Annotated in this window: 23 protein-coding genes, 1 pseudogene and 2 riboswitches; of the genes and pseudogenes, 20 read left to right on the forward strand and 4 right to left on the reverse strand. The window is 38.1% G+C overall.

What is annotated here, in order from left to right; all coding sequences use genetic code 11:
- Nucleotides 1-658: 658 nt before the first annotated feature.
- On the reverse strand, nt 659-1,696 hold the full coding sequence (locus ACOI1C_RS19580; RefSeq protein WP_422512255.1) for an ABC transporter permease subunit: 1,038 nt from the start codon (nt 1,694-1,696) through the stop codon (nt 659-661).
- Nucleotides 1,693-2,547, reverse strand: coding sequence for a hypothetical protein (locus tag ACOI1C_RS19585; RefSeq protein ID WP_422512256.1), 855 nt, complete (start codon nt 2,545-2,547; stop codon nt 1,693-1,695). Before ACOI1C_RS19585 ends, ACOI1C_RS19580 begins: the two co-directional genes overlap by 4 nt.
- A gap of 323 nt (nt 2,548-2,870) precedes the next feature.
- Here ACOI1C_RS19585 and ACOI1C_RS19590 point away from each other — a divergent pair, with 323 nt between their 5' ends.
- Nucleotides 2,871-3,788, forward strand: coding sequence for a proline dehydrogenase family protein (locus ACOI1C_RS19590; RefSeq protein ID WP_422512257.1), 918 nt, complete (start codon nt 2,871-2,873; stop codon nt 3,786-3,788).
- A gap of 102 nt (nt 3,789-3,890) precedes the next feature.
- A pseudogene (locus ACOI1C_RS19595) lies at nt 3,891-4,147 on the forward strand (transposase zinc-binding domain-containing protein); the annotation flags it as partial.
- Nucleotides 4,148-4,562: 415 nt separating this feature from the next.
- On the opposite strand, the gene ACOI1C_RS19600 reads toward ACOI1C_RS19595, so the two are convergent.
- Nucleotides 4,563-4,958, reverse strand: coding sequence for a geobacillin-26 family protein (locus ACOI1C_RS19600; protein ID WP_422512289.1), 396 nt, complete (start codon nt 4,956-4,958; stop codon nt 4,563-4,565).
- A 715-nt stretch (nt 4,959-5,673) separates the two neighbouring features.
- Between ACOI1C_RS19600 and ACOI1C_RS19605 the strand changes: the two genes are divergently transcribed.
- Nucleotides 5,674-7,875: a beta-propeller domain-containing protein gene (locus ACOI1C_RS19605; protein ID WP_422512258.1), complete on the forward strand. Its 2,202-nt coding sequence runs from the start codon at nt 5,674-5,676 to the stop codon at nt 7,873-7,875.
- Between the two features lie 105 nt (nt 7,876-7,980).
- On the opposite strand, the gene ACOI1C_RS19610 is transcribed toward ACOI1C_RS19605, so the two are convergent.
- Nucleotides 7,981-8,124, reverse strand: a complete 144-nt coding sequence (locus ACOI1C_RS19610; RefSeq protein WP_422512259.1) for a YuzL family protein — start codon at nt 8,122-8,124, stop codon at nt 7,981-7,983.
- Nucleotides 8,125-8,272: 148 nt separating this feature from the next.
- On the opposite strand from ACOI1C_RS19610, the gene ACOI1C_RS19615 reads away from it, so the two are divergent.
- From ACOI1C_RS19615 to acsA, 17 genes are all read left to right on the forward strand, one after another.
- The gene (locus ACOI1C_RS19615; protein WP_422512260.1) at nt 8,273-10,696 is read left to right on the forward strand and encodes a 3-hydroxyacyl-CoA dehydrogenase NAD-binding domain-containing protein; all 2,424 of its coding nucleotides are present in this window, start codon (nt 8,273-8,275) and stop codon (nt 10,694-10,696) included.
- Between the two features lie 57 nt (nt 10,697-10,753).
- The gene (locus ACOI1C_RS19620; protein WP_422512261.1) at nt 10,754-11,929 is read left to right on the forward strand and encodes an acetyl-CoA C-acetyltransferase; all 1,176 of its coding nucleotides are present in this window, start codon (nt 10,754-10,756) and stop codon (nt 11,927-11,929) included.
- Between the two features lie 38 nt (nt 11,930-11,967).
- Nucleotides 11,968-13,752, forward strand: a complete 1,785-nt coding sequence (locus tag ACOI1C_RS19625) for an acyl-CoA dehydrogenase family protein (RefSeq protein WP_422512262.1) — start codon at nt 11,968-11,970, stop codon at nt 13,750-13,752.
- Nucleotides 13,753-13,934: 182 nt separating this feature from the next.
- The gene (locus ACOI1C_RS19630) at nt 13,935-14,291 is read left to right on the forward strand and encodes an arsenate reductase family protein (RefSeq protein WP_422512263.1); all 357 of its coding nucleotides are present in this window, start codon (nt 13,935-13,937) and stop codon (nt 14,289-14,291) included.
- A 73-nt stretch (nt 14,292-14,364) separates the two neighbouring features.
- On the forward strand, nt 14,365-14,748 hold the full coding sequence (gene gcvH, locus ACOI1C_RS19635; RefSeq protein WP_422512264.1) for a glycine cleavage system protein GcvH: 384 nt from the start codon (nt 14,365-14,367) through the stop codon (nt 14,746-14,748).
- Nucleotides 14,749-14,807: 59 nt separating this feature from the next.
- On the forward strand, nt 14,808-15,050 hold the full coding sequence (locus ACOI1C_RS19640; protein WP_422512265.1) for a YusG family protein: 243 nt from the start codon (nt 14,808-14,810) through the stop codon (nt 15,048-15,050).
- A 115-nt stretch (nt 15,051-15,165) separates the two neighbouring features.
- Nucleotides 15,166-15,513: a toprim domain-containing protein gene (locus ACOI1C_RS19645; RefSeq protein ID WP_422512266.1), complete on the forward strand. Its 348-nt coding sequence runs from the start codon at nt 15,166-15,168 to the stop codon at nt 15,511-15,513.
- Nucleotides 15,514-15,697: 184 nt separating this feature from the next.
- Nucleotides 15,698-16,000, forward strand: a complete 303-nt coding sequence (locus ACOI1C_RS19650) for a thioredoxin family protein (RefSeq protein ID WP_422512267.1) — start codon at nt 15,698-15,700, stop codon at nt 15,998-16,000.
- A gap of 59 nt (nt 16,001-16,059) precedes the next feature.
- Entirely contained in the window at nt 16,060-16,200 is a 141-nt protein-coding gene (locus ACOI1C_RS19655) for a hypothetical protein (protein ID WP_422512290.1), read from the forward strand.
- Nucleotides 16,201-16,450: 250 nt separating this feature from the next.
- Nucleotides 16,451-16,789: a hypothetical protein gene (locus ACOI1C_RS19660; protein ID WP_422512268.1), complete on the forward strand. Its 339-nt coding sequence runs from the start codon at nt 16,451-16,453 to the stop codon at nt 16,787-16,789.
- Between the two features lie 155 nt (nt 16,790-16,944).
- A riboswitch (SAM riboswitch) is annotated at nt 16,945-17,060 on the forward strand.
- A 92-nt stretch (nt 17,061-17,152) separates the two neighbouring features.
- Entirely contained in the window at nt 17,153-18,229 is a 1,077-nt protein-coding gene (gene metX, locus ACOI1C_RS19665) for a homoserine O-acetyltransferase MetX (RefSeq protein WP_422512269.1), read from the forward strand.
- Nucleotides 18,226-19,539 (forward strand): homoserine dehydrogenase, encoded by a 1,314-nt coding sequence (locus tag ACOI1C_RS19670; protein ID WP_422512270.1) that lies wholly within the window; start codon nt 18,226-18,228, stop codon nt 19,537-19,539. Before metX ends, ACOI1C_RS19670 begins: the two co-directional genes overlap by 4 nt.
- A gap of 5 nt (nt 19,540-19,544) precedes the next feature.
- Nucleotides 19,545-19,651: riboswitch (SAM riboswitch) on the forward strand.
- A gap of 70 nt (nt 19,652-19,721) precedes the next feature.
- On the forward strand, nt 19,722-21,515 hold the full coding sequence (locus ACOI1C_RS19675; protein ID WP_422512271.1) for a PLP-dependent aspartate aminotransferase family protein: 1,794 nt from the start codon (nt 19,722-19,724) through the stop codon (nt 21,513-21,515).
- Nucleotides 21,516-21,612: 97 nt separating this feature from the next.
- Entirely contained in the window at nt 21,613-22,602 is a 990-nt protein-coding gene (locus ACOI1C_RS19680) for an aliphatic sulfonate ABC transporter substrate-binding protein (RefSeq protein WP_422512272.1), read from the forward strand.
- 16 nt (nt 22,603-22,618) lie between these two features.
- Nucleotides 22,619-23,473: an ABC transporter permease gene (locus ACOI1C_RS19685; RefSeq protein ID WP_422512273.1), complete on the forward strand. Its 855-nt coding sequence runs from the start codon at nt 22,619-22,621 to the stop codon at nt 23,471-23,473.
- A 32-nt stretch (nt 23,474-23,505) separates the two neighbouring features.
- Nucleotides 23,506-24,240 (forward strand): ABC transporter ATP-binding protein, encoded by a 735-nt coding sequence (locus ACOI1C_RS19690; protein ID WP_422512274.1) that lies wholly within the window; start codon nt 23,506-23,508, stop codon nt 24,238-24,240.
- A gap of 17 nt (nt 24,241-24,257) precedes the next feature.
- Nucleotides 24,258-25,949 (forward strand): acetate--CoA ligase, encoded by a 1,692-nt coding sequence (acsA, locus tag ACOI1C_RS19695; RefSeq protein ID WP_422512275.1) that lies wholly within the window; start codon nt 24,258-24,260, stop codon nt 25,947-25,949.
- Nucleotides 25,950-26,102: the final 153 nt, after the last annotated feature.

The following is a 26,102-nucleotide window of genomic DNA, read 5'->3' on the forward strand; positions in this document are numbered from 1 at the left end:
ATTGGATTTTCAAGGTGAGAAACTTAAGTAAGTATTCCTGTTATTCTATGACTCTCTTTTTTTATTTTTTATTTGGATTTTGCTTCTAATGGACAGTTCTTACAATTTCCTTCTCCGCATTGAGCACAAGGTAAAAGTTCTTCTTTGCATGACATTTATGTGGAACAAATATCATTGGTAATTCTACCTCGTTATCACAATGCGGATACCATTTTGTTAAGGTTTGTCTTCTTCAAAATCTATAATAACACCAACTAGAAGGGTGTTTACTTCAATAAGAGTAAAGCATGCTCTTGATCAACTAACGACGAAGGCTAACTTAAAAAGTTAATATTACTTAATTAAACCGAATATTGTAGTAAAAGCCTTACTTTATAAAAAAGTAAGGCTTTTACATCATTTATTTTACAAGATATTACTGGGGATAGAGATATAACTAATTTTAATAGAATTAATATATGGAGAGTGTTAACTAATGGTAATGTTTTTGTTTATTTTTATTTATTTCATACCAATTTCAGCTATTATTTTCTGTCCTAATCTTGTCGGGATTTTAAAGAAAATACTGATTATCCAACTAGCTCAGAATAATAGTCGTAACCTATTTGTTGGTGTTTTTCCTTTTTAAAATAAGAGTTTTGTAAAATGTCTTTGTTTATTAAAAATTCGAAGTTCGTTTCTCAATAAAGACAAATCTTTCTTTAGACAGCTTGTGACTGTGGATTTTTTCTTGTTCTTTGCTCCTTTTTTTGTTGACCTTTTTCCTACGAATTTCAGTAGAGTTTATATACTCGTGAATCGAGTTTGTAATCATATTAAACGATAACACAGTTAGAGCGAAGAATAGTAAGGGCGAATAAACCTCCCAGGGCGTAATACTTAACCCTCTGAAATGCTTCCCAATTTCTCCAGCCCACTCATTTGATAGAGAAAAGGGTTGGCTTTCTCCATCAAACACCTCTACCATTACATACCCACCTAGGAAAAGGAACAGGAAGCCAAGATGGACGAGAAGGATCAATACTTCAACAGTGCGTTGTGAAAACTGCAACAAAAGTCGAGGTACCATAAAGGGAATAATATGTTTTTTATAGAGTCGTAAGCCGTGAGCTCCAAGTGTTTTAGAGGCGGTTATATACTCTTCATTTAACACCTTTTGAATATCCTTCGTAAACAAAATCACGAGTTGTGGAATCCCGATTAGAGTCAAAATGATAATTTGTAAGCTGAGAAGCTTAAGAAAATTTTCTGATGCCACGTTTGGATCTAGATAGAATTGTAAGGGTGCTAGCAGCATAAAGGCAATAATCGATGCGGGCAAATATAAACTAGATTCTACAATCCCCTCTAGTCCACGTTGCAAAAGCTTGGGTAGACGCGAGTAAAAGATTGATAGAATAAAAGATAGTAAAACCTGTAACGTGCTTATGATCAATGCCGTAATGATGGTGTATTTAGCACCTTCAATGATCTTTGCTAGAAGTGGCACACCAGCTCGGTCTGTTCCAAAAGGAGGGTACTCACTTGGGCTAAAAGGAGAGGAGCCAATAATCGTTCCTTCCTTATCAAAGATGAAACGGTTTGGAAAAACTTTGTCACCAAAGAGAGGCTCATATAATAGACTTGTCAAAAGCAAGGTGAATAAAAATAAAAAGGCAATCACAAATTTAGGCTTTTTCAAGAAAAACTGTATCATATTGCATCCCTTCTTTCTCCAATGAATTGAAGAACATACCGTTCTGTTGAGGAAAAGAAAAGGAAAAACGGTGTGAAGATTAGGAGTGCAGTAATAATGAATTCTGCTGCTCTTGCTACAATGAGGAACTGAAGAGCACCGTTCATATTAAATACAACCTCAATTAAAAACAAGTTCGATAGCATAAAAGAAAAGACGATCTTAGAACGATAGAAAAGGCTATATAGAACATTTCGGAATGTATGAACCAAGAGGATTCTCAAGTTTGACAGACCTTTTACCTTTGCTAAGTCGATATATAGCTTAGATTGCTCCTCACCTATTAAAAAGAGAATCGTTCTAAATAATAAAAAAGTCGGGATAATGGATAAACATACGATCGGTAATAAGTAGATGTCATTTTCAAAAACAGCTACCTGTGCAACTAAAACTTTAGTCTTTTGAAAAATGTAAATAACGAGTAGCTGAAGACTAACTACAATAAAAACGTCTGGAAGAGATTCGATAAGTGAAGAAATAGAAATAAGTAGTTTTTTTATTGTCTTTGGAACTACCTGAAAAATAATCATAAAAATAGTTGAAGCTATAACGGCAATCGCAATGGAACTTGCAAAAATGCTCATTGAGTACAGATAACGATCCCAAAGCATCGGAAACAATGGATACGATTTTTGTTCACCTTGAAAAGTCCACAGCTCTGGATGAAAGAGGTTGACTACATTATTGTAAATTGCTTCAATATATGGAATAACGAAAAAGCCTATCTGCTCAGGTTGGAATAGGAGTGCTGGAAATGCACTAATCATAATGATTCCAACAACTGAAAGAACGAAATGCATGAAAAACTTCATTTAAAAGCTCACTCCTTAAGATTGTATTATGTAAGTAGATAGTTTATTTCCCTAATATTTCCATTCTATTACTCTATCATAGATAACTGCCCCCAATTTGTCTAACCATTCAGAAAAATAGACAATGCCTATATAGGAAAATACAAACAAATAAAGATAAACATACTTCATCAAAAATCAAGAAAATACGACAAAAACTAAATATTTTCATATCCAACTCGGGATTAAAAATGATAAAATGATTGTGGCTTTAAAACTTATAGATATGAGATGCTGTACGGATTGCCATAGAGGCAATGAATGCGGTTTCAGGAGGGTACTAAATGGAACAGCTTATGAAGAACTTTTTCTTATTTTTATCCAAGAATAAATTTTTTACAAAACTAGCTAAAAAATACGGTTTGCAATTTGGTGCAGCAAGATTTGTTGCTGGGGAAACGATTGATTTAGCCGTGAACGTTATAAAAGATTTGAATAAAAAAGACCTAGCAGTCACGATCGATTATCTAGGAGAATTTGTCGATAAGGAAGAAGAAGCAAATGAAATGGCGGACAATTCTATTGAAGCCATTAAAGCCATTGGACGTGAAAAACTTAATTCACAGCTTTCACTCAAAATGACGTCTATGGGTTTAGATATTTCTGATGAAGTCGTGTTAAGAAACATGCGTCGTATTCTTGCTGCAGCTAAAGAAAATGGAGTATTCGTCACAATAGATATGGAAGACTATTCACGTTGTGGGAAAACGATTGATATTTTCAAGCTGCTAAGAAGCGAGTATGATAATATCGGAACAGTGCTGCAAGCCTATCTATACAGAGTAGCTGACGATGTTGCGGATTTAAATCAATTTAAACCAAACCTTCGTCTTGTAAAGGGTGCTTACAAAGAATCACCAGATGTAGCATTCCCGTTGAAAAAAGACGTAGATGATAACTTCAAGAAAATCATAAAAATGCACTTGGAAAGTGGGAATTACACAGCTGTTGCGACTCATGATGATCACATGATCGACTACACGAAGAAGCTTGTAAAAGGATTGAACATACCCAATAGCCAATTCGAATTCCAAATGCTCTATGGAATTAGACCTGAAAGACAGCTAGAGTTAGTTAAAGAAGGATATACAGTTCGAGTGTATGTACCATACGGAACAGACTGGTATGGATATTTTATGAGAAGATTAGCAGAAAGACCAGCAAACGTAGCCTTTGTATTAAAGGGAATGTTAAAGAAATAATAGATTCTATTTAGGCCGCCGAGCGTTGTTTCGGTGGTTTTTTTGTTGTAACACCAGAATTTATATGTTGAGCCTATTTTGCAAAAGGATGAAAATATACGTATGGAACAGAATATTTTAAGACATATTTTTTTTGATAAACATAATAATTGGGAGCAGGTTGTGGAGAAACATAAAAAGAATCTTCGACCTAAAGTGTTGAAAGAAGTAGAAAAAATTCGAGGATGTGGAAACCCGAGAAATGGGTTAAATTGTTTGTTTGTGAAGGGGGTAATGACGTAAGGAGAGTGCCCTACCGATGTAAAGGGAGATTTTGTACACCCTTTAGTTGTGGTGAAACGGAAGAGTGGGGACGTGTTCAGTTTTATGTCCATTAGCTTTTATAATAACGCCTTCTTCAACAAGGCTATTTACAATTCTACTAACCTATAGGAGAACTCGTACCTAATCGATCAGCTATTTAATACACCCCACCTTTTTATAAGATGGGGATTATTTGGAGCTTTAAATATCTTCATTTTACTTCAGACTTCCGATAGCTACCATTATTTTAACTAACGAACCTTAAAATTTATTTAGAACCAGTATGATATGGTTAAAACTAAACCGATACCTCCAAATAATAAAAATAAATACCCGAGAATAAATGTATTTCTATTTTTATTTTTACTAATAAAAGCATAATACAAGCCAGAAAAAATTATAAAAATGGTTAATGTGAGAATCAAAACATTAAATAGTATCATTGTTGTTTGTATTCACCTCACAATTATTTTAAAGTCTAAAATAGTAAATTCTCGCTGAATTTGCATGTTGGGCAAGTTTAACCAAAGATTCTAAAGCAATTTCATATGCACCTAGTGCAGCCAATCCTGCTGTTAGAGTACCCGCACCAGCTGTTGGAATAGAGAGAATAAATGACAAGTATGATAAACCTATTGCTGAAAGAGTAGAACCAAATAATTTCCATTCTAAATAATCAATTGTGTCTACATTTTTTTGAAAATCACTTAAATTAGAACTATTCAAACTACTTCTAGTAACATTTTTGTACCAATAATTAACTAAGGAATCATCTTTTGGTCTTCTTAATTGCCATTTCTCTGGAGAACTATGAGTTATAGTATATTCATAATTAATAAAAGTATTTTGTCTAGTAGTGGCAGCAATTAAACCTAGAAAATCTGAACATTAATATCACTTCCTAAATTATTAATTAACCAATATTAAAGTTATTCGACCGATGTATATTTATTCCAATCAACTGAGAGTAAAGGACAATTTTTATTTCGATTACATTTGTTATGAAAATTAATTACACATCAACACAATACCTGAACGAGAAAATAAGATTTGGACAAATAGAAAAAGATACTAACCACACACCTTCGGTATCCCCCCTTATAGACAAGGTTTTGGTTACCTTTATGGTAACCTCTTAGCCTTTAGGGCAAATAACGAAAAATATATAAAATAAAGTGACGAAAAACTAAGGCTGAATAGCTATTAATATATAGAGTTAGATAGTCCAAGCTTATAAAAGTTAACTAATCCCTTGATATTACTGGTTTTTTTGTTATTCCGTAGTAATGAGAAATCATTACTACGAAATAACAAAAAAAAGAGCCTGAATTAGACTCTTTTAAGATAATTTTACAGGTAAAAAGCATTTGAATATAGGATGAACGACGTAATTGAAAGTAGAGGTAGATTATTGACTCAGCAGCTGAAACAAACTTTTGAAGCTTAATTCACATTATACAATATTTTTTTGCGCTAAGAAATTATATGATAAAAAAAGATATTATTGATATTATCAATTTTCTCCCATATTTATGTAACCTTCCAGATGCAACTTCGTCTATGTTAAAAAGGAGGATGGAATATGAATAAATATGTTCTTATAGCAATAGGTGCATTTCTCATTGTCGTTGCTTTCACCTTTCAGTACTACGTGGTCTATGGTGGGAAGCCGACTGTGGTTAGTACATGGGAAAGCAGTGGAGATAAGCAATTGGTGTTAACAGATAAGGTATGGGAAATCGAATTTTCAGAAGAAATGGATGAGAATTCGGTTGCGTCAGACTCGGTTTTTGTGACGAATGCTAAGGGGGAGAAGGTCGACCTTTCCATTCAATTACGTAGTGATAAGAAGGCAATCATAATCAATCCACCAAAAGACGGTTATAGCACAGACTCTAATTTCTATACCTTGCACGTAGAAGAAGATCTTAAATCAGTGACTGGGCAGCCAATACGAGCAAGTAAAACCCTAACATTTTCTGTATCAGAGGATCTACCTGTTATTGGAAATGAGAAGAACTTACAAGCTTTTTTCCAAGAACTGATCAATAGAGAGAAAAAGATGATGAAAGAAGAATCTAAGTTCGGCTGGGGCGGTGAAGCAACAGAGGAATCATCAATGAGTGAGACCACCTCAATGGATAAGAGTAGTTCGGAATCACCAGCCTCTGGTGGGGATTTTACGGATACAAATGTACAGGTACAGGGTGTGGACGAAGCGGATATTGTCAAAACAGATGGAACTTACATCTATCAAGTGATTGACCGACAATTGAAGATTACGAAAGCATTTCCAACAGCAAACATGGAGACAGTTGCAACGGTACCATATAACAATTTTGACCCGTTTCAGTTATTTGTTGATGGTGACAAGCTTGTTGTCATTGGAAGCTCTTATCAAGAACAGAGCTATGAATCAGAGAAAACTAGCGATATGAAGATGATGATGCCGATTTATCAGCAGACGAAAATTGTCGTTTACGATATAACGGATCGTACAAATCCTAAGGAAGTAAAATCTGTAGAAGTGGAAGGTTCCTATGTAACATCAAGGAAGATAGATTCTACTATATATTTCTTAAATAGCCATTATCCTGATTATTGGATACTGGAAAGAGAAAAAGATGTGGACTTGCGACCTAAATACAAGGACACCGCTGTATCAAAAGAGTCCCAGTTTATCGATTACAAGGATATCCGATATATTCCGGAATCTAAAGAAGCGAATTATTCAATCATGACATCATTTGATATCGAACAACCTGAAAAAGAAGTGACCATTTCAACCTATCTTGGAAGTGGGAATGACGTCTATATGACGAAAGAGAATCTATACATGGCTGTGGCGAAGTACGCTGATATTGAAAGCGATGAAAAAGCTACAACATTTAGGGAGTTTCCTGCTTTTTCAGTAAATACTGAGGTATTTAAGTTTGCGGTGAACGGTTTAAATGTAGACTTCTTAGCTTCAGGTACGGTACAGGGTCGGATATTGAATCAATTTTCAATGGATGAATATGAGGGATACTTCCGAATTGCCACAACAGAAGGGGATACGTGGAATGAGCAATCACCTTCTAGTAACAGTTTATATGTGCTAGATCAAGAAATGAAGCAAGTAGGTAGTGTTGAGGATCTAGCTCGTGGTGAGAGAATTTACTCCGTACGATTTATGGGTGAAAAGGCCTATGTCGTCACATTTAAAGAAGTGGATCCGCTTTTCGTCATCGATGTGAGCAATCCAACAAAGCCTACTGTTCTTGGGGAGTTGAAGATCCCGGGCTTTAGTAATTATTTGCACCCGTATGATGAGAACCATTTAATTGGATTTGGGCAAAATACGAAGCTAGTTACCATGCAGGGGGAGAAGGAACCAAGAGTGTTAACAGACGGTGTCAAGATATCTATGTTTGACGTCACAGATCCGCTTAATCCGAAGGAGAAATTCTCCGAGATTATTGGTGGAAGAGGTACGTATTCACCCCTGAACTATGATCATAAAGCGTTGCTGTTTAATAGAGAAAAAAATATATTTGCCTTCCCAATCTCAATCTATAAAGAAAAAGCCGGAAGTGAATTTGAGCAAGTTTTCGAATTCCAAGGAGCCCTTGCCTACAGCATCGACCTTGAACGTGGCTTCAAGCTAGAAGAGCAAATAACCCACGAAAAGCAAAACGTCATGTATGAAGACTGGGAAAACCAAATCATGAGAGTCCTAAACATCAACGACCATCTATACGCCGTATCACCCAAGAAAATCACATCACATAAGATCGATTGGTAACAAATTTGAACAAGATGACTTTAACCCTTTAAAGCATCGGGGGCCAGGCCCCCGATGCTTTAAAGTACTAAAATGTTAGTACTCTTATTTGTAACCTACTGTGGGTTACATGTTTTGTTTTTTGTATTGGTTGTTGCTGCTTTGGGTTTTGCCACTACCGTTGTCGTTTTCGACGGTTGGGCCTGCATTACCTTTGACACTCGCTGCACTTACACCTCGTGTTGATGGATCTTTTTTTAGTTTTGCCATTGTTGTTATCACCTCCATTAATAGGGTTTCCAAGCACGGTCAAAAGATGACATCTTAAAGTGAAAATGATCTTCGTTTATATATTGCGAAAATTTCTAATATAGATTATAGTGAATGTAGAAGAGCTGTATATTTTTTTGATTAAAAAATGAATGAGGATTCATTCAACAATCGAAAGGGGAGAGTAAGCTTGAGTCGAAGCATTCGAAAAGTAGCTGTTTTAGGATCAGGAGTCATGGGTTCTGGTATTGCTGCACACTTAGCCAACATTGGAATTCCTTCTATATTATTGGATATTGTACCTAGAGATGTGACTGAAGACGAAAAAAAGAAAGGGCTTACACTTGAGGATAAGATTGTTCGTAATCGTCTTAGCCAAACAGCCATTCAAAAGCTGTTAAAGCAAAAGCCTGCACCTTTAGCAACAAAAGAAAACCTCTCTCTCATTGAAGCAGGAAACTTGGAAGATGATTTGGAGCGTCTGAGTGACGTCGATTGGATTATTGAAGTCGTCGTTGAGAATTTAAATATAAAGAAACAAGTTTTTGCTCGTATAGATGAAGTGAGAAAGTTAGGAAGCATCATCAGTTCAAATACTTCTGGTATTTCGATTGAAGCGATGGCTGAAGGGCGTTCTGAGGATTTCCGTAAACACTTCTTAGGAACACACTTCTTTAATCCACCACGTTACTTAAAGCTACTTGAGGTCATTCCAACGAAAGATACAGATCCCGAAGTGTTGTCGTTTATGAAAACCTTTGGTGAAGATATCTTAGGAAAAGGCGTAGTAGAAGCGAAGGATACTCCAAACTTTATTGCCAACAGAATCGGAACTTATGGTCTCCTTGTAACGGTTCGTGAAATGGTAAAGGGTGGTTACAGTGTTGGTGAAGTAGATTCTGTAACAGGTCCATTAATCGGAAGACCAAAAAGTGCAACCTTCCGTACATTGGATGTCGTTGGTTTAGATACGTTTGCCCATGTTGCAAACAACGTATATGACCAAGTTGAAGGGGCAGAAAAAGAAGTGTTTGAAGTGCCAACCTTTATGAAGTCGATGCTTGAAAAAGGATGGCTGGGTAGTAAGTCTGGTCAAGGTTTCTTCCTTAAACAAGGAAAAGAAATACTTGAGCTTAACCCTGAAACACTAGAGTATGAGCCAAGAAAAAAACTAATGGCAGCTTCTATTGAAATGAGTAAGCAAGCAAAAGGTGCTGATAAGCTAAAAGCCCTTGTGTATGCAGATGACCGTGCTGGAAAGCTTTTATGGAATATTATTAGTCCCGCACTTATTTACTCTGCTGAACTAAAAGGTATCATTGCAGACGATATCGTAGCGATTGACCAAGCTATGAAATGGGGCTTCGGTTGGGAGCAGGGGCCGTTTGAGCTTTGGGATGCGATTGGACTAGAAAACTCAGTTAAGAAAATGACATTAGAAGGCTTGCAGGTACCGGGTTGGGTTCTAGAATTACTTCAATCAGGTCAGACATCTTTTTATAAAAAAGAAGATGGAAAGCAGTTGTTTTTTACTAATGGATCATTCGAATCTAAAGAAGTAAATCCAAAAGTCATTCATCTAAAAGGTCTAAAAGAAAAGAATGGCGTGATCAAGAAGAATAGTGGTGCTAGTTTAATAGACTTAGGTAATGGGGTCGCAGGACTAGAGTTCCATTCACAGAGCAATGCCATTGGTTTAGACATTATCCAAATGATTAACTTTGCAATAGAAGAAGTCGATCGCAATTATGAGGGACTTGTTATAGGAAACCAAGGTAAAAACTTCTGTGTAGGAGCAAACCTTGCGATGATTTTAATGGAAGCACAAGATGACAACTTTTTCGAAATAGATATGGTTGTTCGTAACTTCCAGCAAGCAATGATGAACATCAAGTATAGCCCGAAGCCGGTTGTCACAGCACCATTTGGAATGACGCTGGGTGGAGGAGCTGAGATTTGCTTACCTTCAGCGCATATTCAAGCTTCAATGGAAACGTATATGGGACTTGTTGAGGTTGGTGTTGGTTTAATCCCTGGTGGTGGAGGAAACAAAGAGCTATACATTCGTCACCTTCAAGGTCTCCCAAATGGTGTGGAAAAAGACCTTGGGAAAATTACAAATGCTGTCTTTGAAACCATTGCGATGGCAAAAGTGGCTACTTCAGCAGCAGAAGCAAGAGGAAATAACTTCTTATCTAAAAATGACGGAATAAGCATGAACGGAGACCACTTATTGCACGATGCAAAGCGTACTGTTTTAGCACTTGCAGAAAGAGGTTACCAAGCACCGAAACGTAACAAGGTTCCGGTTGCTGGTGATACGGGCTATGCGACACTTTTACTTGGTGCTCATGGTATGCTGAACTCTGGCTTTATCTCTGAGCATGATTTTAAGATTGCCAAAAAGCTTGCTTATGTTTTAACCGGTGGAAAGGTTGCTTATGGTACAGAGGTTGATGAGCAATACTTACTTGATTTAGAAAGAGAAGCATTCCTAAGTTTAGTTGGAGAACCGAAATCACAGCAACGTATGCAACATATGCTTGTTAAGGGTAAGCCATTGCGTAACTAATAGACTCATAGAGGGGGTTGTTCCCCTCCTATTTAAAACAAGAACGGAGGGTTCATGTTGAGAGAAGCAGTTATTGTTGCAGGGGCAAGAACACCAGTTGGAAAAGCAAAGCGAGGTACACTTGCAAATGTTCGTCCAGACGATCTTGGTGCGATTGCTGTAAAAGAAACATTAAAGCGTGCGAACAATTATGAAGGAAATATAGATGATCTGATTATCGGATGTGCTATGCCAGAGGCAGAGCAAGGCTTGAATGTAGCGAGAAATATTGGTGGATTAGTAGGACTACCAAGCAATGTACCTGGAATCACTATTAATCGATATTGTTCATCTGGATTACAAAGTATTGCCTTTGGTGCTGAGCGCATCATGCTTGGACATTCGAATACAATTCTAGCTGGTGGAGTCGAGTCGATGAGTCTCGTGCCAATGGTTGGTCATAATGTTCGTCCCAATATCAAGCTTGTTGAGAGTGCTCCAGAATACTATATGGGCATGGGTCATACAGCTGAACAAGTAGCTGTTAAATACGGAATAACACGAGCAGATCAGGATGCATTTGCTGTTCGTAGTCACAAACTAGCAGCGGCTGCCATTGCTGGAGGAAGATTTGCCGATGAAATTGTCCCAGTTGAAGTAACACTTAGACAAGTTGATGCTAATCATAAGCTTCAAGAAAGAACGATTCTGTTTTCTCAGGATGAGGGAGTTCGACTTGACACTTCAATAGAATCGCTTGCCAGGCTAAAGCCTGCTTTTAATGTGAGAGGTACTGTAACAGCAGGAAACTCTTCACAAATGAGTGATGGTGGAGCAGCTGTATTACTAATGGATAAAGAAAAAGCACTTTCAGAAGGTCAGAAGCCTCTAGCGAAGTTCCGTGCATTTGCCGTTGCTGGTGTCCCACCTGAAATTATGGGAATTGGACCAATCGAAGCAATCCCTAGAGCGTTGAAAATTGCAGGCCTTGAGTTATCTGATATCGGTCTATTTGAATTAAACGAAGCCTTTGCTTCTCAATCCATTGCGGTTATTCGTGAGTTAGGTCTTAACGAAGAGATCATCAATGTAAATGGTGGAGCCATTGCACTAGGTCATCCAATGGGTTGCACAGGAGCAAAATTAACATTATCACTTATTCATGAAATGAGACGTCGTAACGTACAATTCGGTGTTGTTACCATGTGTATCGGTGGAGGTATGGGTGCTGCTGGAGTGTTTGAACTTTTATAGGATAGTAAGCAATAAATAAAAAATAGGAGGTATATCAAATGACAAAAGCAACGGAACATGTAATTAAAGGTGGAAGCTTTTTAATCGAAGATATTGAAGCAGAACGAGTATTTACACCTGAGGACTTTACGGAAGAACATAAGATGATTGCAAAAACATCAGAAGATTTTGTGGTAAATGAAGTGTTACCTCATTTAGAAGCCATTGAAAATCATGAGTTCGACAAGTCAGTCAAGCTTTTAAAGCAAGCTGGTGAATTAGGTCTTTTAGGTGCTGATGTTCCTGAAGAATACGGCGGACTTGGGCTAGATAAGATCAGTTCAGCCGTTATTACCGAGAAGTTTGCTCGTGCAGGAAGTTTTTCACTATCGTATGGTGCTCACGTTGGTATTGGATCATTACCTATCGTACTTTTTGGAAGTGAGGAGCAAAAGCATCAGTATTTACCAGACCTAGCATCGGGTGAAAGAATTGCCGCTTATGCATTAACAGAGCCAGGTTCAGGTTCAGATGCATTAGGTGCAAGAGCGACTGCGAAATTAAACGCAGAAGGTACTCATTATGTGTTAAATGGAGAAAAGCAATGGATTACAAACTCAGGTTTTGCTGACGTTTTCGTTGTGTATGCAAAGGTTGATGGGGAGCATTTCTCAGCATTTATCGTTGAAAAGAAATATCCAGGAGTTTCAACAGGTCCTGAAGAAAAGAAAATGGGGATTAAAGGATCTTCTACTCGTACATTGATTTTAGAGGATGCAGTAGTACCAAAAGAAAACCTACTTGGTGAGCTTGGAAAAGGCCATGTTATTGCCTTCAATATTTTAAACATTGGTCGTTACAAGCTAGCTGTTGGTACAATTGGTGGTTCAAAGCGCGTACTTGAGGTATCGGCAAAATATGCGAACCAACGTCAGCAATTCAAAACACCTATTTCAAAGTTTTCATTAATCCAAGAAAAATTGGCTAACATGTCTACAATGCTTTATGCAATGGAGAGCTCAGTATACCGTACAGTAGGTCTTTTCGAGGATCGTATGAGTCGTTTATCAGAAGAAGAAATTAAAGACGGTCGTGCAGTAGCTGCATCGATAGCTGAATATGCGATTGAGTGTTCTTTAAATAAAATTTTCGGTTCTGAAACTCTTGATTTTATCGCAGACGAAGGTGTACAAATCCATGGTGGTTATGGATTTATGCAGGAATATGAAGTAGAAAGAGCCTACCGTGACTCTCGCATTAACCGAATTTTTGAAGGAACAAATGAAATTAACCGTTTGCTTGTACCTGGTACATTCATTCGTAAGGCAACCAAGGGTGAATTACCACTTTTCCAAAAAGCAATGGCCCTTCAAGAAGAGCTGATGATGCTAATGCCTGAAGAAGTCGGCGATGGAGTATTAGATCAAGAGAAACACCTAGTTAAAAATGCGAAGAAAATCGGATTATTGCTAGCTGGTCTAGCTGCTCAAAAGTTTGGACCAAAGCTTGAAAAAGAACAAGAAATCTTAGTGAACATTGCAGATATCGTAAGTAATGTTTACTCTATGGAATCAGCTTTACTTCGTACAGAGAAAGCGATCAATAAAACAGGTCTTGAGAAGAATCAGCAGAAGCTTTTATACACTCAAGTATTCTGCCAAGAAGCATTCAATGAAATTGAAGCTCATGCAAAAGAGACACTTATTGCAACAGAGCAAGGTGACGGTTTAAGAATGATGCTTTCTGCGTTAAGAAAGTTCACTCGCCACACGCCAATCAATGTAATTGCCAAGAAGCGTGAGATTGCTGCTGGTATCATCGAAGCAGAACGTTTTATTGTATAAGTAAGCTTGAAGCTGCTAACAGAAATGCTAGCAGCTTCTTTCATTTATTTCTTATATTTAGAGAAGGACTCTCGTAAAAAAAGTCGAATAAGTAAAGAGAGTGTTCCGTTTAGTAGGAAAACCTCGATATCTATGTTAAAATACAGAAAAATGCGTATCCTATAAGTTGGTGGTGAAAATCCGTGTCATTAACATTTTACTGGTATCCGAAGTGTGGAACTTGCAAAAACGCAAAGAAATGGTTGGATGAGCATGAAATCCAATTAAAGGAAGTACATATAGTAGAGAACAATCCATCCAAAGAGGTGCTCTCAGAGCTTTACAAAAAGAGCGGGCTTGAGCTTAAGAAGTTCTTTAACACAAGCGGGATGAAATATCGTGAATTAGGGCTAAAGGATAAAGTGGCAACAGGGTCTGAGGATGAACTTCTTGAGTTGTTAGCGTCAGATGGTATGCTAGTTAAACGTCCACTTGTAACAGATGGACAAAAAGTAACAGTCGGATTTAATCAAAAACAATTCGAAGAGACATGGCTTTAAACAGGAAAAAAGATAACTTATTATTAGTTACTTTTCATAAAATTACTTTATATATTTTCTTGGAGGGATTGCAGTGAATACACCTAAGGAACTACGTTATTCAGAAGAGCATGAGTGGGTAAAAGTTGAAGGAAATAGAGTGACAATTGGAATTACTGATTTTGCTCAATCTGAGCTAGGTGATATCGTGTTTGTTGAGCTTCCTGAGGTTGGCGATGAAATCTCTTTCAATGAACCATTTGGTAGTGTTGAATCTGTTAAAACAGTTTCAGAGTTATATGCTCCAGTTAGCGGAAAAGTGGTTGAAATCAATGAAAATCTTGATGACAGTCCTGAATTTGTCAATGAATCTCCATACGAAAAGGCATGGATGATTGTTGTAGAACTTACGAATGTTAGTGAAGTTGAAAAACTCATGACAGCAGAGCAATACGAAGAAATGATCAATCAAGACTAATGATTTTTTTTATTATGGACACTCTAAGGTTATACAAATAGACTAAGGAGTGTTTATTTATGCTTGAGCGAAAAAAGCTTGAAATTACCGATCGAGTGGTTGGGAAGCTTGGCCAGAATCAAATGGATTTATATGTAGAAGACCAGCCAATTGGCAGGATGCTTTTTACGAATCAAGGTAATCAATTCGAACTTAAGACCGGTTATGAGCATGAGGAGAATAAGATTTATCAGAATGCTGATGTAACAACAGGTCCTGATCAAAAGTACACGGATTGTGATGAAGAAAATGGTTGGTGCTAAGACAGTGGAACATCCACTGTCTTTTTACTCATTTTGCGCAAAATGAATTTGGTTTGAATATTGTATTAGAAAGAGTTTTCTTTTCTAAACAAATTCGTACGTAATGGGTGATGTTATGATTCGCGGCGAAGTCAAAAGGGTCATTATTGTTGAGGGTAAGTCAGATAAGAAGAAAGTCGAAATGATTATCAGTGAACAGATTGAAATCATTTGTACAAACGGCACCATTGGCACAAGTAAACTAGATGAATTAATAGATTATATATATGATAAAGAGGTATATATATTAGTGGACTCAGATGAATCAGGGGAAAAGCTGAGAAAACAATTCCGCAGAGAATATCCAGAGGCTGAGCACCTATATGTGGACAAAATGTATCGTGAGGTCGCAAGTGCCCCGGATCAACACATAGCCACTGTATTACTTAGTGGGAACATCGATGTACATGCAGGATATTTATAAAATAAGAAATTATAAGTTTTTTTAACCTGGGTACTAATCTAGCTCCAGCGCCTAGACCCCCCGAGGTCAAATAACCTGAATCAAATAAAAGGTAAGACCACCCTTTTATTCGCTTTATGAACATTTGCTTGTCGGGTCTGAACAAGGCTCTTGCGCTTATTCTAATAGGAGTGAGAAATAGAAAATGGAGGAATGGTTGGATTTTCAATTAGAAGAAATAGATCAACATACAACACATGCCGTGTTTTTGTACACCCCATTGTGTGGTACATGTAAGGTAGCTGAACGAATGATTACAGTAGTCGAAGAATTAGTACCTCATTTGCCGATAAAAAAAGTGAATCTTAATTATATACCAAAGATCTCAGAACAATTGGAGATTCAAAGTGTACCATGTCTTTTGCTATTTAAAGAGGGACAATTAAAAAAGAGAATATTTGCGTTTCAATCGGTTGACTTTCTGTATACAGAACTGAAAAACATTTGAAAGTACTTGTAGATTACTTATTATGAAATTTCCTCACTTCGAATGTTCAACAAGAAATTATTCACCTTAAAATAAACAAAGGCTGGAAAGAGAAGGAGATAGCAAGTTTTCTAATTATGAGCGCGGGTAAGGTTAAAATCAACATGTTTCGAGCAAGAAAGCATTTGAAAACAAGGTTTCACCAACAATTTACAGCATAGAAGGGCATTCACCAATTTTGGTGGATGCTTTTTTCCTTTTCTATTGGAATTTGTTAAGTAATCGTTCAATCTGTCAAACCTTCTGTAAGTCCTGCCTAATTTTCTCAACAAATGACATATTTCTCAGGAAATAAACAGAAATATGTATGATTATGTATTTCTCTTAATAAACTGTCGAACGATAAATAAAGGTAGTTCAATTCAATCTGTGGAATTCACTAAGTAGAATAAAAACGGGAGTGAGAGTTACATGATTGAGCTACTTAAAAGATTTTCTGCGGTTGTTTTAAATGAACCACATCTGAAACCAGTTCTTCCACAGGAAGCAATGATCATTTGTTTTCAATATGATTACAATCTCCTATATCTTCAAATTTCAGCTAGCCATTGTAAGGTTTATAAAAGTTGTCATGATCAAATTGACATTTTGATTAAGGGTAATTCGGATTCAGTAAATCTCATCATCACCGGGAAGGAAAGATTAAGAAAGCTGGAGTCTAGAAGTGAAATAAAAATCACCGGGAAATTTAAGGATATATTAGTAGTAGAGACCCTATTTTGTCTATGTGAGAAAAGACTTTCAGCATAATTAATAAATAGGTGCATACAATTCTTATCAAAACAGATTATAATTCGATGGTTTAAAATTTTCAAAAAATAGTTTGACAGGTAAAAAAGAGCTGTGATATAGTCAATTCATAGCAATGATGAATTAGCAAGCTGAAGCGTTAATTGAATAGAGTTTTCTTATCCAGAGTGGTGGAGGGTCTGGCCCTATGATACCCGGCAACCGATTTTCAAGTTTACTTGAAAACACGGTGCCAATTCCTGCAGAGTGTAAAAACTCTGACAGATAAGAAGAGATGAATGTATACTTTCACCCTCTTCTTATTGAAGTGGGTTTTTTTAATGGGGATTTTTAAAACGTACAATTAGTTTAAGGGAAGGAGTCATGCAGAAGGTGAAGGAAGAAATAGCGTCTGAATATGGCGAAATTAATATAGGGGACTTTACAACCGAGCTTGGCATTACCATTCCAGATGTCTACATTGCATTTGAACGAATTGGTCATAAAACTTCTCCCGTCATCCTTGTATGTCATGCCTTAACGGGTAATCAGTTTTCGGTCGGAACAAGGGATCAGCCTGGATGGTGGTCTGGACTCATTGGTGATGGGGGATATATTGATACAACTAAATGGCAAGTGATTACGATGAATGTACTTGGAGGCTGTAATGGGACATCAGGTCCTTTAAGCCTTGATGGAAATGGGAATCCTTATAGATCTTCTTTTCCGTTTGTGACAGTTAGGGACATTGTGAACAGTCAATACCAAGCATTGGAAAAGTTGAATATCCATAAGGTTCATGCCATAATCGGTGGCTCACTTGGTGGTATGCAGGTCCTTGAATGGGGAATTCTTTATCCCGAATTTGCGAAGACTTTGTTTCCGCTAGCGACTTCTCCCTACTTGAGTGATTTTGGAATAGCCTATAATTCAATTGCGCGTTATGCCATAACAAATGATCCGCGGTGGCAAAATGGAGAATATGAGGCCAATCCAGAGCTTGGTCTAAGTATAGCAAGGATGATTGGAATGATCTCTTACCGTTCAGCAGACTTATTCAATCAAAGATTTTCAAGAGAGGAACGGGATGGCTGGGGTGATCATCATCTGGAAAGTTCGTATCAAATTGACTCCTATTTAAAGTATCAGGGTGAGAAATTCTTAAAAAGATTTGATGCGAATAGCTATTTATATTTACTCAAGGCAATGGACCACCACAATATTGGTCATGAACGAGGAGGCTGGAAGCAAGCTTTAAAAGAGATTCGCTCGAAGGTCATCGCGATTAGTTATAAGAGAGATATCATTTATTCTAGTGAATTATTGTCTGAGCTCTTGGAGGTTTGTCAGGAGAATAATCTATCCTCAAAGCATTATGAGGTAGAAACCGTTTTTGGTCATGATGGATTTTTAGTTGAATTTGAGAAGTGGGGACATCTAGTGGAGGGGGAGCTCGGGTGAAGTCAATTAAAGTAGTGCTTTTAGGGTTAGGAACCGTAGGGAAGGGATTATACGAAACAATCAATACCCATCAACAAAAGCTGCATGAGGCTACAGGTCTTCCAGTAGAAATCGTAGGAATCTTAGTCAAAGATGCAGATAAGCCTAGAGAAATCAAAGGGAACATTACAATAACGACTAGTGTTGAAGACTTGTTAGCACTCCAAGAGGTAGATATAGTCTTTGAAGCAATCGTCGGCATTGAGCCTGCCAATACGTATATTAAGAGATTCATTGAAAAAGGTAGCCATGTTATCAGTGCGAATAAGGAATTGCTGGCGCATAAAGGGAAAGAACTCTCTGAATATGCTTCTCTTCATCATCGGTTTCTTACTTTTGAAGCAGCTGTAGCGGGTGGTATTCCTCTTCTACGAACAATTATTCAACTCCTTCAGGTAAATGGCATTTTAAAAGTGGAAGCCATTTTGAACGGAACGAGTAATTATATTCTCTCGAAAATGAGGAAGGAAAAAGCTAACTTTGATGATGTTTTAAAAGAAGCCCAGGAGCTTGGGTACGCTGAAGCAGATCCTTCGAACGATGTTTTAGGAACAGATGCTTTTTATAAGCTCATGATATTAAGTAACCTTATTTATCAAGAGCAACCCAGTTGGGAGGATGCAGTTAAAATAGGTGTTAACCAAGTGTCGACAAGCGACCTATTGCTTGGAGAAAAGCTGGGACTTCGCTTAAAGCTACTGGCAACTTTGCAAATGCACAATGAAGAAATCACTGCTGAAGTCAAACCTACATTTGTTGGAGCAGAACATCCTTTATACAATGTTGAAGGTGTGAACAATGGAATTGTTATTACAACAGATTTAGTGGGAACAATTCTTTTACAAGGTCCTGGGGCAGGTTCAAAGGCAACAGCTAGTGCAATGATAGAGGACTTGGTTTATATTCGACAGCAAGAAAAACCTAAAACCGAGCATTCACGGTCAAGCTACCATACACAGAATCAGCATGATGGCGCTCCAACATCCGTTTGGTTAGCAGTTATCGAAGAGACTACTTCAAAAGCCTTAAAAAACAATTATTCTATCTCAAGTAAATTAGATAAGTTCAACACTAAGCTTTTGCAAAGAGATGTGGTCAAGAACGAAACTGGATATGTTATTGCTAGTCTGCTTCAAGGCAAGGAGGAGAATGTACTAAATTATTTGCAAACACTTAAGCAAGAAAAATTAAGATTTTACCCAGTTTCAACAACCGGCTTTTCCATTCAAAGCCACGAGCATACGCCTAACCTGTTACAAACCACAATTTAATAGTCTTCTTATCAAGAGAGGTAGAGGGACTGGCCCTTTGAAACCCGGCAACCATTACATTCCGTGTAACTGGTGCTAATTCCAGCAGAGTTTTAATTCTGAAAGATAGGAAGGGGAAATTTGCTTAGGCATCCTCTTCTTAGATAGGGTGTTTTTATTTTATAAAATAATGAAATGGGGAAATGACTATGACAAATCATTCATACGGTTTAGAAACATTATTACTACACGGAGGCCATGCGCCAGATCCTACAACGGGATCACGTGCTGTTCCAATTTATCAAACTTCTTCCTATGTTTTTCACAGTACGGAACATGCACAACGATTATTCTCATTAGATGAGCCAGGAAACATCTACTCTCGTATTGGGAATCCAACGGTCGATGTGCTAGAGAAAAGAATTGCTCTTTTGGAAGAAGGGGTAGCTGCTGTTGCGACATCTTCAGGTCAGGCAGCGATCACTTTAACCATCTTCAATCTGGCACATGCAGGTGACGAAATTGTTGCAGCTACTAACCTTTATGGTGGAACGTATAATTTGTTTGCCGTCACGTTGCCAAAGTACGGCATTAAAGTTCATTTTGTAGATCCAACAGATCCAGAGAATTTCAGAAAAGCCATTACACCAAATACAAAGGCTGTTTTTGCTGAAACAATTGGTAATCCAAGTTTACAAGTTTTAGATATTGAGGCAGTGGCAAATATTGCCCATGAAGCTGGTATTCCATTAATTGTGGATAGCACATTTGCATCACCATCCCTTTGCAAGCCAATCAAGTGGGGCGCAGATATTGTCATCCACTCTGCTACAAAATGGATTGGAGGACATGGTACTTCAGTTGGTGGTTTAGTTATTGATGGAGGTCGTTTTAATTGGAATAGCGAGAAATTCCCTGGCTTTACGGAACCAGACCCGAGCTACAATGGCCTTGTTTATGCGAATGACTTTGGAACATTAGCCTTTATAACCAAATTACGCGTTCAATTACTTAGAGATTTTGGATCATGCTTAAGTCCATTTAATGCTTTCTTAATTTTACAAGGATTAGAAACACTTCAGCTTCGTATGGAGAAACATACGAAAAATTCTCTAGAAGTGGCCAAATATTTAGCTCAGCATCCAGCCGTTGAATGGGTAACGTATCCAGGACTTGAATCACATCCTACACACAACTTGGCAAAAAAATACTTAACAGATGGAGACGGGGCTGTTGTTGTATTTGGAATAAAAGGTGGCAGAGAAGCAGGAAAGACCTTTATCGACTCGCTATCGTTATGGTCACATTTAGCGAATGTTGGAGATGCTCGTTCTCTCGTGATTCACCCAGCTTCAACCACTCATCAACAGCTGTCACCTGAACAATTAAAGAAATCAGGAGTTACAGAAGAGCTTGTTCGTTTATCAGTTGGACTTGAATCAGTTCGCGATTTGACGAATGATTTAAATCAAGCACTTATTAAAGCGACAGGAGTTTCAAAGGATGGAAAAAAAGAGATTGTCATTAATGACGAAGGAATCATTCGATGGGCATTAAATTCAGCAACAGAAAAAGTGGTGGTTGATGGCGTAGAGGAAACTAGAACAAAGAACATCGCCGTTGTTGGACTCAGTAGCAATCCATCTAGACCAAGTCACAGACTGGCTTTTAAAATGCAGAGACTTGGATATCGGATTATCCCAGTGAACCCTAGAGAAACAGAAGTTCTTGGTGAAAAAGCGTATCCGGATCTACGTTCTGTTCCTGAAAGTATTGATATCGTACAAATTTTTAGAAGCCCCGAAGCAGCCGTTGAGCTTGCTCGAGAAGCAGCGGAAGTCCAACCAAAGGTTTTCTGGCTTCAGGAAGGCGTTATCTCAGAACAAGCAGCAGAGATTGCTAAAGATGCTGGTCTAGAGGTTGTTCATAACCGCTGTACGTATAAAGAAGCCCAACGATTAAGAGGCACGATTGCAACATATGCTTGTGAGGTTTAAAGGATAAATCACATTTAGTTGAATTTACAGATTTTCAAAAAAACTAATAGGAGGGCCTTCAAACGAAGGCCCCTCTAAAAATAGGAGAGATTTTCAGATGAAATGGAAAAAATCGAGCATACTTGCAACTTTAATTCTGACTATTTCAATATGTTTACTAAGTGCTTGTGGATCGGCTGTGAGTGGAGATGCTAAGCCAAAAAAAATCCGCCTAGATTATGCGTTCTATTCACCTACTAGTCTAGTTTTAAAGGAATTCGGTTGGTTGGAAGAAGCCTTTAAAGAGGAAGGAATTGAAATCGAGTGGGTACAGAGTTTAGGCAGTAACAAGGCTCTTGAATTTTTAAATAGTAACAGTATTGATTTTGGTTCTACAGCTGGGGCAGCTGCTCTTATTGCTAAATCAAAATCAGCACCCATTGAATCGGTGTATATCTACTCAAAGCCAGAATGGACGGCACTTGTAGCTCAAGGTGGTTCAAGTATTACGTCCGTTGAAGACTTAAAAGGTAAAAAGGTAGCAGCTACTCTTGGAACGGATCCTTATATCTTTTTACTTCGTGCTCTAGATGAAGCTGGTTTGAAATCGACAGATGTAGAAATCGTAAACTTACAGCATGGAGACGGGGCAACAGCACTTTTATCAGGTCAGGTTGATGCTTGGGCAGGACTTGATCCTCATATGGCAAAGCTTGAAGTGGGAGAAGGAACGAGCTTTGTTTACCGAAACGCCGATCTTAATACGTATGGGACTTTGAATGCACGCTCAGAGTTTGCAGAAAAGTATCCAGCCTATGTCGAAAAGGTTATTGAATTATATGAAAAAGCAAGAACATGGACAGTGGAAAATCCAGAAGATGCAGCTAAAATTTTGGCGGAGCAAGCACAGTTAGATGAGGCAGTAGCAAAGTTACAACTGACTAGGAATGATTTCTCAAATCCAATTCCAGGATCTACACAAATCAAGGCCCTAAATGAAGCTGGAAAAGTCCTTCAAGCTGCGGGTGTTATTGATAAAAATGCTGATGTTGAAAAGCTAGTAAATGAATTAATTCAGCCTGCTTTTGCTGAGAAAGTAATTAAGTAGCTCAGGAGGTTAAAGGATGTCACAGCAGACAGAAAGCAATGTATTAAAACCCATCCGATCAACCTTTCGAATTGTCTTACCAATCAATAAAGTATTGATCACAACAAAGCACATAGCGATTGGAAGTGTGTTACCGATAAGTCTTATTATCATCTGGGAATTCTTAAGTAGATTAGGTGTACTTCCACCTAATCTACTGCCTGCACCAACCATTGTCCTGCAAAAAATCTATTCAATGATTGTTGATGGTAGCTTGTGGGGGCATATAGGTATTACGTTTTTTCGAGTCCTTGTTGGATTTATTATTGGTACAGTTGTAGCTGTTCTTTTTGGCTCAATTGTTGGTTTTTTTCGATTAGCGGAGCAAATCATTGATCCGTTGCTACAAGCGTTCAGATCTATCCCATCCCTCGCATGGGTTCCATTGTTTATCTTATGGCTCAGCATTGGAGAGACCTCTAAGATTACGCTCATTGCTGTCGGGGTATTTTTCCCCGTGTATTTAAATATCGTAAGCGGGGTAAAAGGAGTCGATCGAAAACTAATCGAGGTCGGGAAAATCTATGGCTTCTCGACCTTCCAGCTCATTCGGAAAATCATTTTACCTGCTTCTTTACCCTCGTTCCTAGTAGGAATCAGAAGTGGACTCGGCTTAGGTTGGATGTTTGTCGTCGCTGCTGAATTAATGGGAGCTAGCCAGGGGTTAGGATTCTTATTAGTTTTCGGACAAAATATGAGTTCACCTGACATGATCTTAGCGAGCATCCTGTTGTTCGCCTTACTCGGCAAGCTCTCTGATTGGATCTTAAAAACAATAGAAACAAAGGCTTTGCACTGGCAGGATAGCTTGTCAGGATCAGAGGGTCGATAGTTCAATTTAGTATAAAATGGGTGGTGAAATAAGTGCTACTAGCAGTAGAACGAGCAAGTAGAACCTTTGAAACTGGAAATATAGCATATCGCCATGTGAATTTTTCAGCAGCTAGTGGAGAAATTATTGGACTTCTCGGAACGAGCGGTTGCGGAAAGAGCACTCTGCTTCGAAACATTTCCGGTCTAGACACTCAGTATGAGGGGAAAATTCTTTTTCACGGTCGAGAAGCTCGTGAAGGTAAAGAAAATATCGGTTTCATGTTTCAAGAACCAAGGTTAATGCCATGGCTAACAGTGATTGAAAACGTTCTGTTTGGAGAAAGAAACGAAACCCAAAATCAACTGGAAAAGGCATTGAAAGTACTTGAACAGGTTGGATTAAAGGGATTTGAAAAGCTTTATCCAAAACAGCTTTCAGGAGGGATGGCTCAGCGTGTAGCTATTGCCCGAGCACTCATCACTTCACCAGAAGTGTTGCTGCTAGATGAGCCTTTTAGTGCTCTGGATGCCTTTACAAAGATGCAACTACAGGATTTATTAGTAACAGTTTGGAAACAAAGTCGTGCCACGATGCTACTCGTCACACATGATATTGACGAGGCTTTCTACCTCTGTGACCGATTACTTGTTTTTCGAGGGCAGCCAGGTGAACTTTGTGAGGAAATCATTATCTCCAAAGAGAGACCCCGTTCAAGAGCGGATCAAGAGCTAGCTAAACAAAAGGAATATATTCTCTCGATATTAGGTTTTAACCAAGCAAAGTAACAATAGGGAGGGCAACAATGAGTCAAGTACTTCTACCTAAAAATGAAACGTACAATCTATCAAACTATGAAGAAACATATAAAGATTTTAAGTGGGATTCTGTCCATCCTCATTTTAGCTGGTACACAACAAAAAAGGTGAATATGGCGTATGAGTGTATGGATCGTCATGTTGAAGATGGGTATGGAGAGAAGGTCGCACTGATCTATATTAACGGAGAGACAAAGGATACCTTAACTTTTTCAGAGTTAAAACAAAAGACTGATGAGTGGGCTCACATACTGAAATCACAAGAAGTTAAAAAAGGAGACCGTGTTTTTGTATTTCTACCCAAGCATCCAGATTGTTATATTGCTATATTAGCAGGTATAAAAATCGGAGCAGTTGTAGGTCCATTGTTTGAAGCTTTTATGGAGGAAGCCATTTATGACAGAATGTATGATTGTGAAGCTTCCGTCTTAATTACCCACTCCGACCTTCTTGACAGGGTCCCTTTAGACAGACTGCCCCATTTAAAGACGGTGCTCACAACAGATGACTCAGAACATCCTTTTGCAAAATCTATTTCTAACTTACTAGCTTCTACCCCAATTGTTGGAGGAATAACAGAATGGGTTGATTTAGATGATGGAATGATTATTCATTACACATCAGGCTCCACGGGCAAACCAAAGGGGGTCCTTCATGCACATCGTGTGATGATTCAGCAGTTTCAAACAGGGCGTTGGGTCCTTGATCTAAAAGAAGACGATGTGTATTGGTGCACGGCTCACCCAGGCTGGGTTACAGGAAGCTCTTATGGAATATTTGCTCCTTGGTTAAACCGTTCAACCATTGTGGTTCATGGAGGTAGATTTCAGGCAGAAGAATGGTTTCAAGTGATTGAAGATACTGGAGTGACTGTTTGGTACAGTGCTCCTACTGCTTTTCGATTGCTGATGGAAAAAACTCAGACTGTGAAAGAATACAATCTCTCGACCTTACGTCATATTTTAAGTGTGGGGGAGCCACTTAATCCTGAAGCAATTACATGGGGGAAAGAAGTCCTCGATCTACGTATCCATGATACATGGTGGATGACAGAGACGGGGGCTCAGCTCATTGTTAACTTGCCATCTGAACCGATAAAGCCAGGATCAATGGGCAGACCGATTCCAGGTGTTGAGGTTTCAATTATTGACTTGGACGGGAAAGAAGTAAGGAGAGGGGAACTAGGGCTACTAGCTATTAAAAAAGGATGGCCATCTCTGATGAAGGAAATTTGGAAAAACAAAGAGAAGTTCCTTTCCTATTTTGCCAACGATTGGTATGTTTCTGGCGATTTAGCAACCATGGATGAAGAAGGTTATGTATTTTTCCAAGGTAGAAATGACGATATGATTAATTCATCCGGAGAACGAATTGGCCCCTTTGAGGTAGAAAGTAAACTCATCGAACATCCTGCAGTAGTTGAGGCTGCGGTAATTGGAAAGCCAGACCCGGTTCGGGGGGAAATTGTGAAGGCATTTATTGTTTTAACGGAAGGGTATACAGCAAATGTGGAGCTTCTAAAAGAGATCCAAAGCTTTGTCAGATATAAGCTTTCAGCACATGCTGCGCCTAGAGAGATAGAGGTAATTGCGGAGCTTCCAAAGACTCAAATTAGTGGCAAAATACTAAGAAGAGTATTAAAGGCACAAGAGCTTGAGAAACTTTCCATTCTTGCATAAATAGTATTCTACTATACTTAGATGAATCAACTATTCTTTGAAAATAGAAATATATTTTTTTAGTATAACTATTGACGACCTTTTTTTTGCATGCTACAATCACTCTCGTAGTTATTTTTCCTTGAATCTAGTAACGTGATAATTGAATAAAGA

Source organism: Bacillus sp. DJP31 (genome assembly GCF_049310945.1).
Taxonomy (GTDB): domain Bacteria; phylum Bacillota; class Bacilli; order Bacillales; family SA4; genus Bacillus_BS.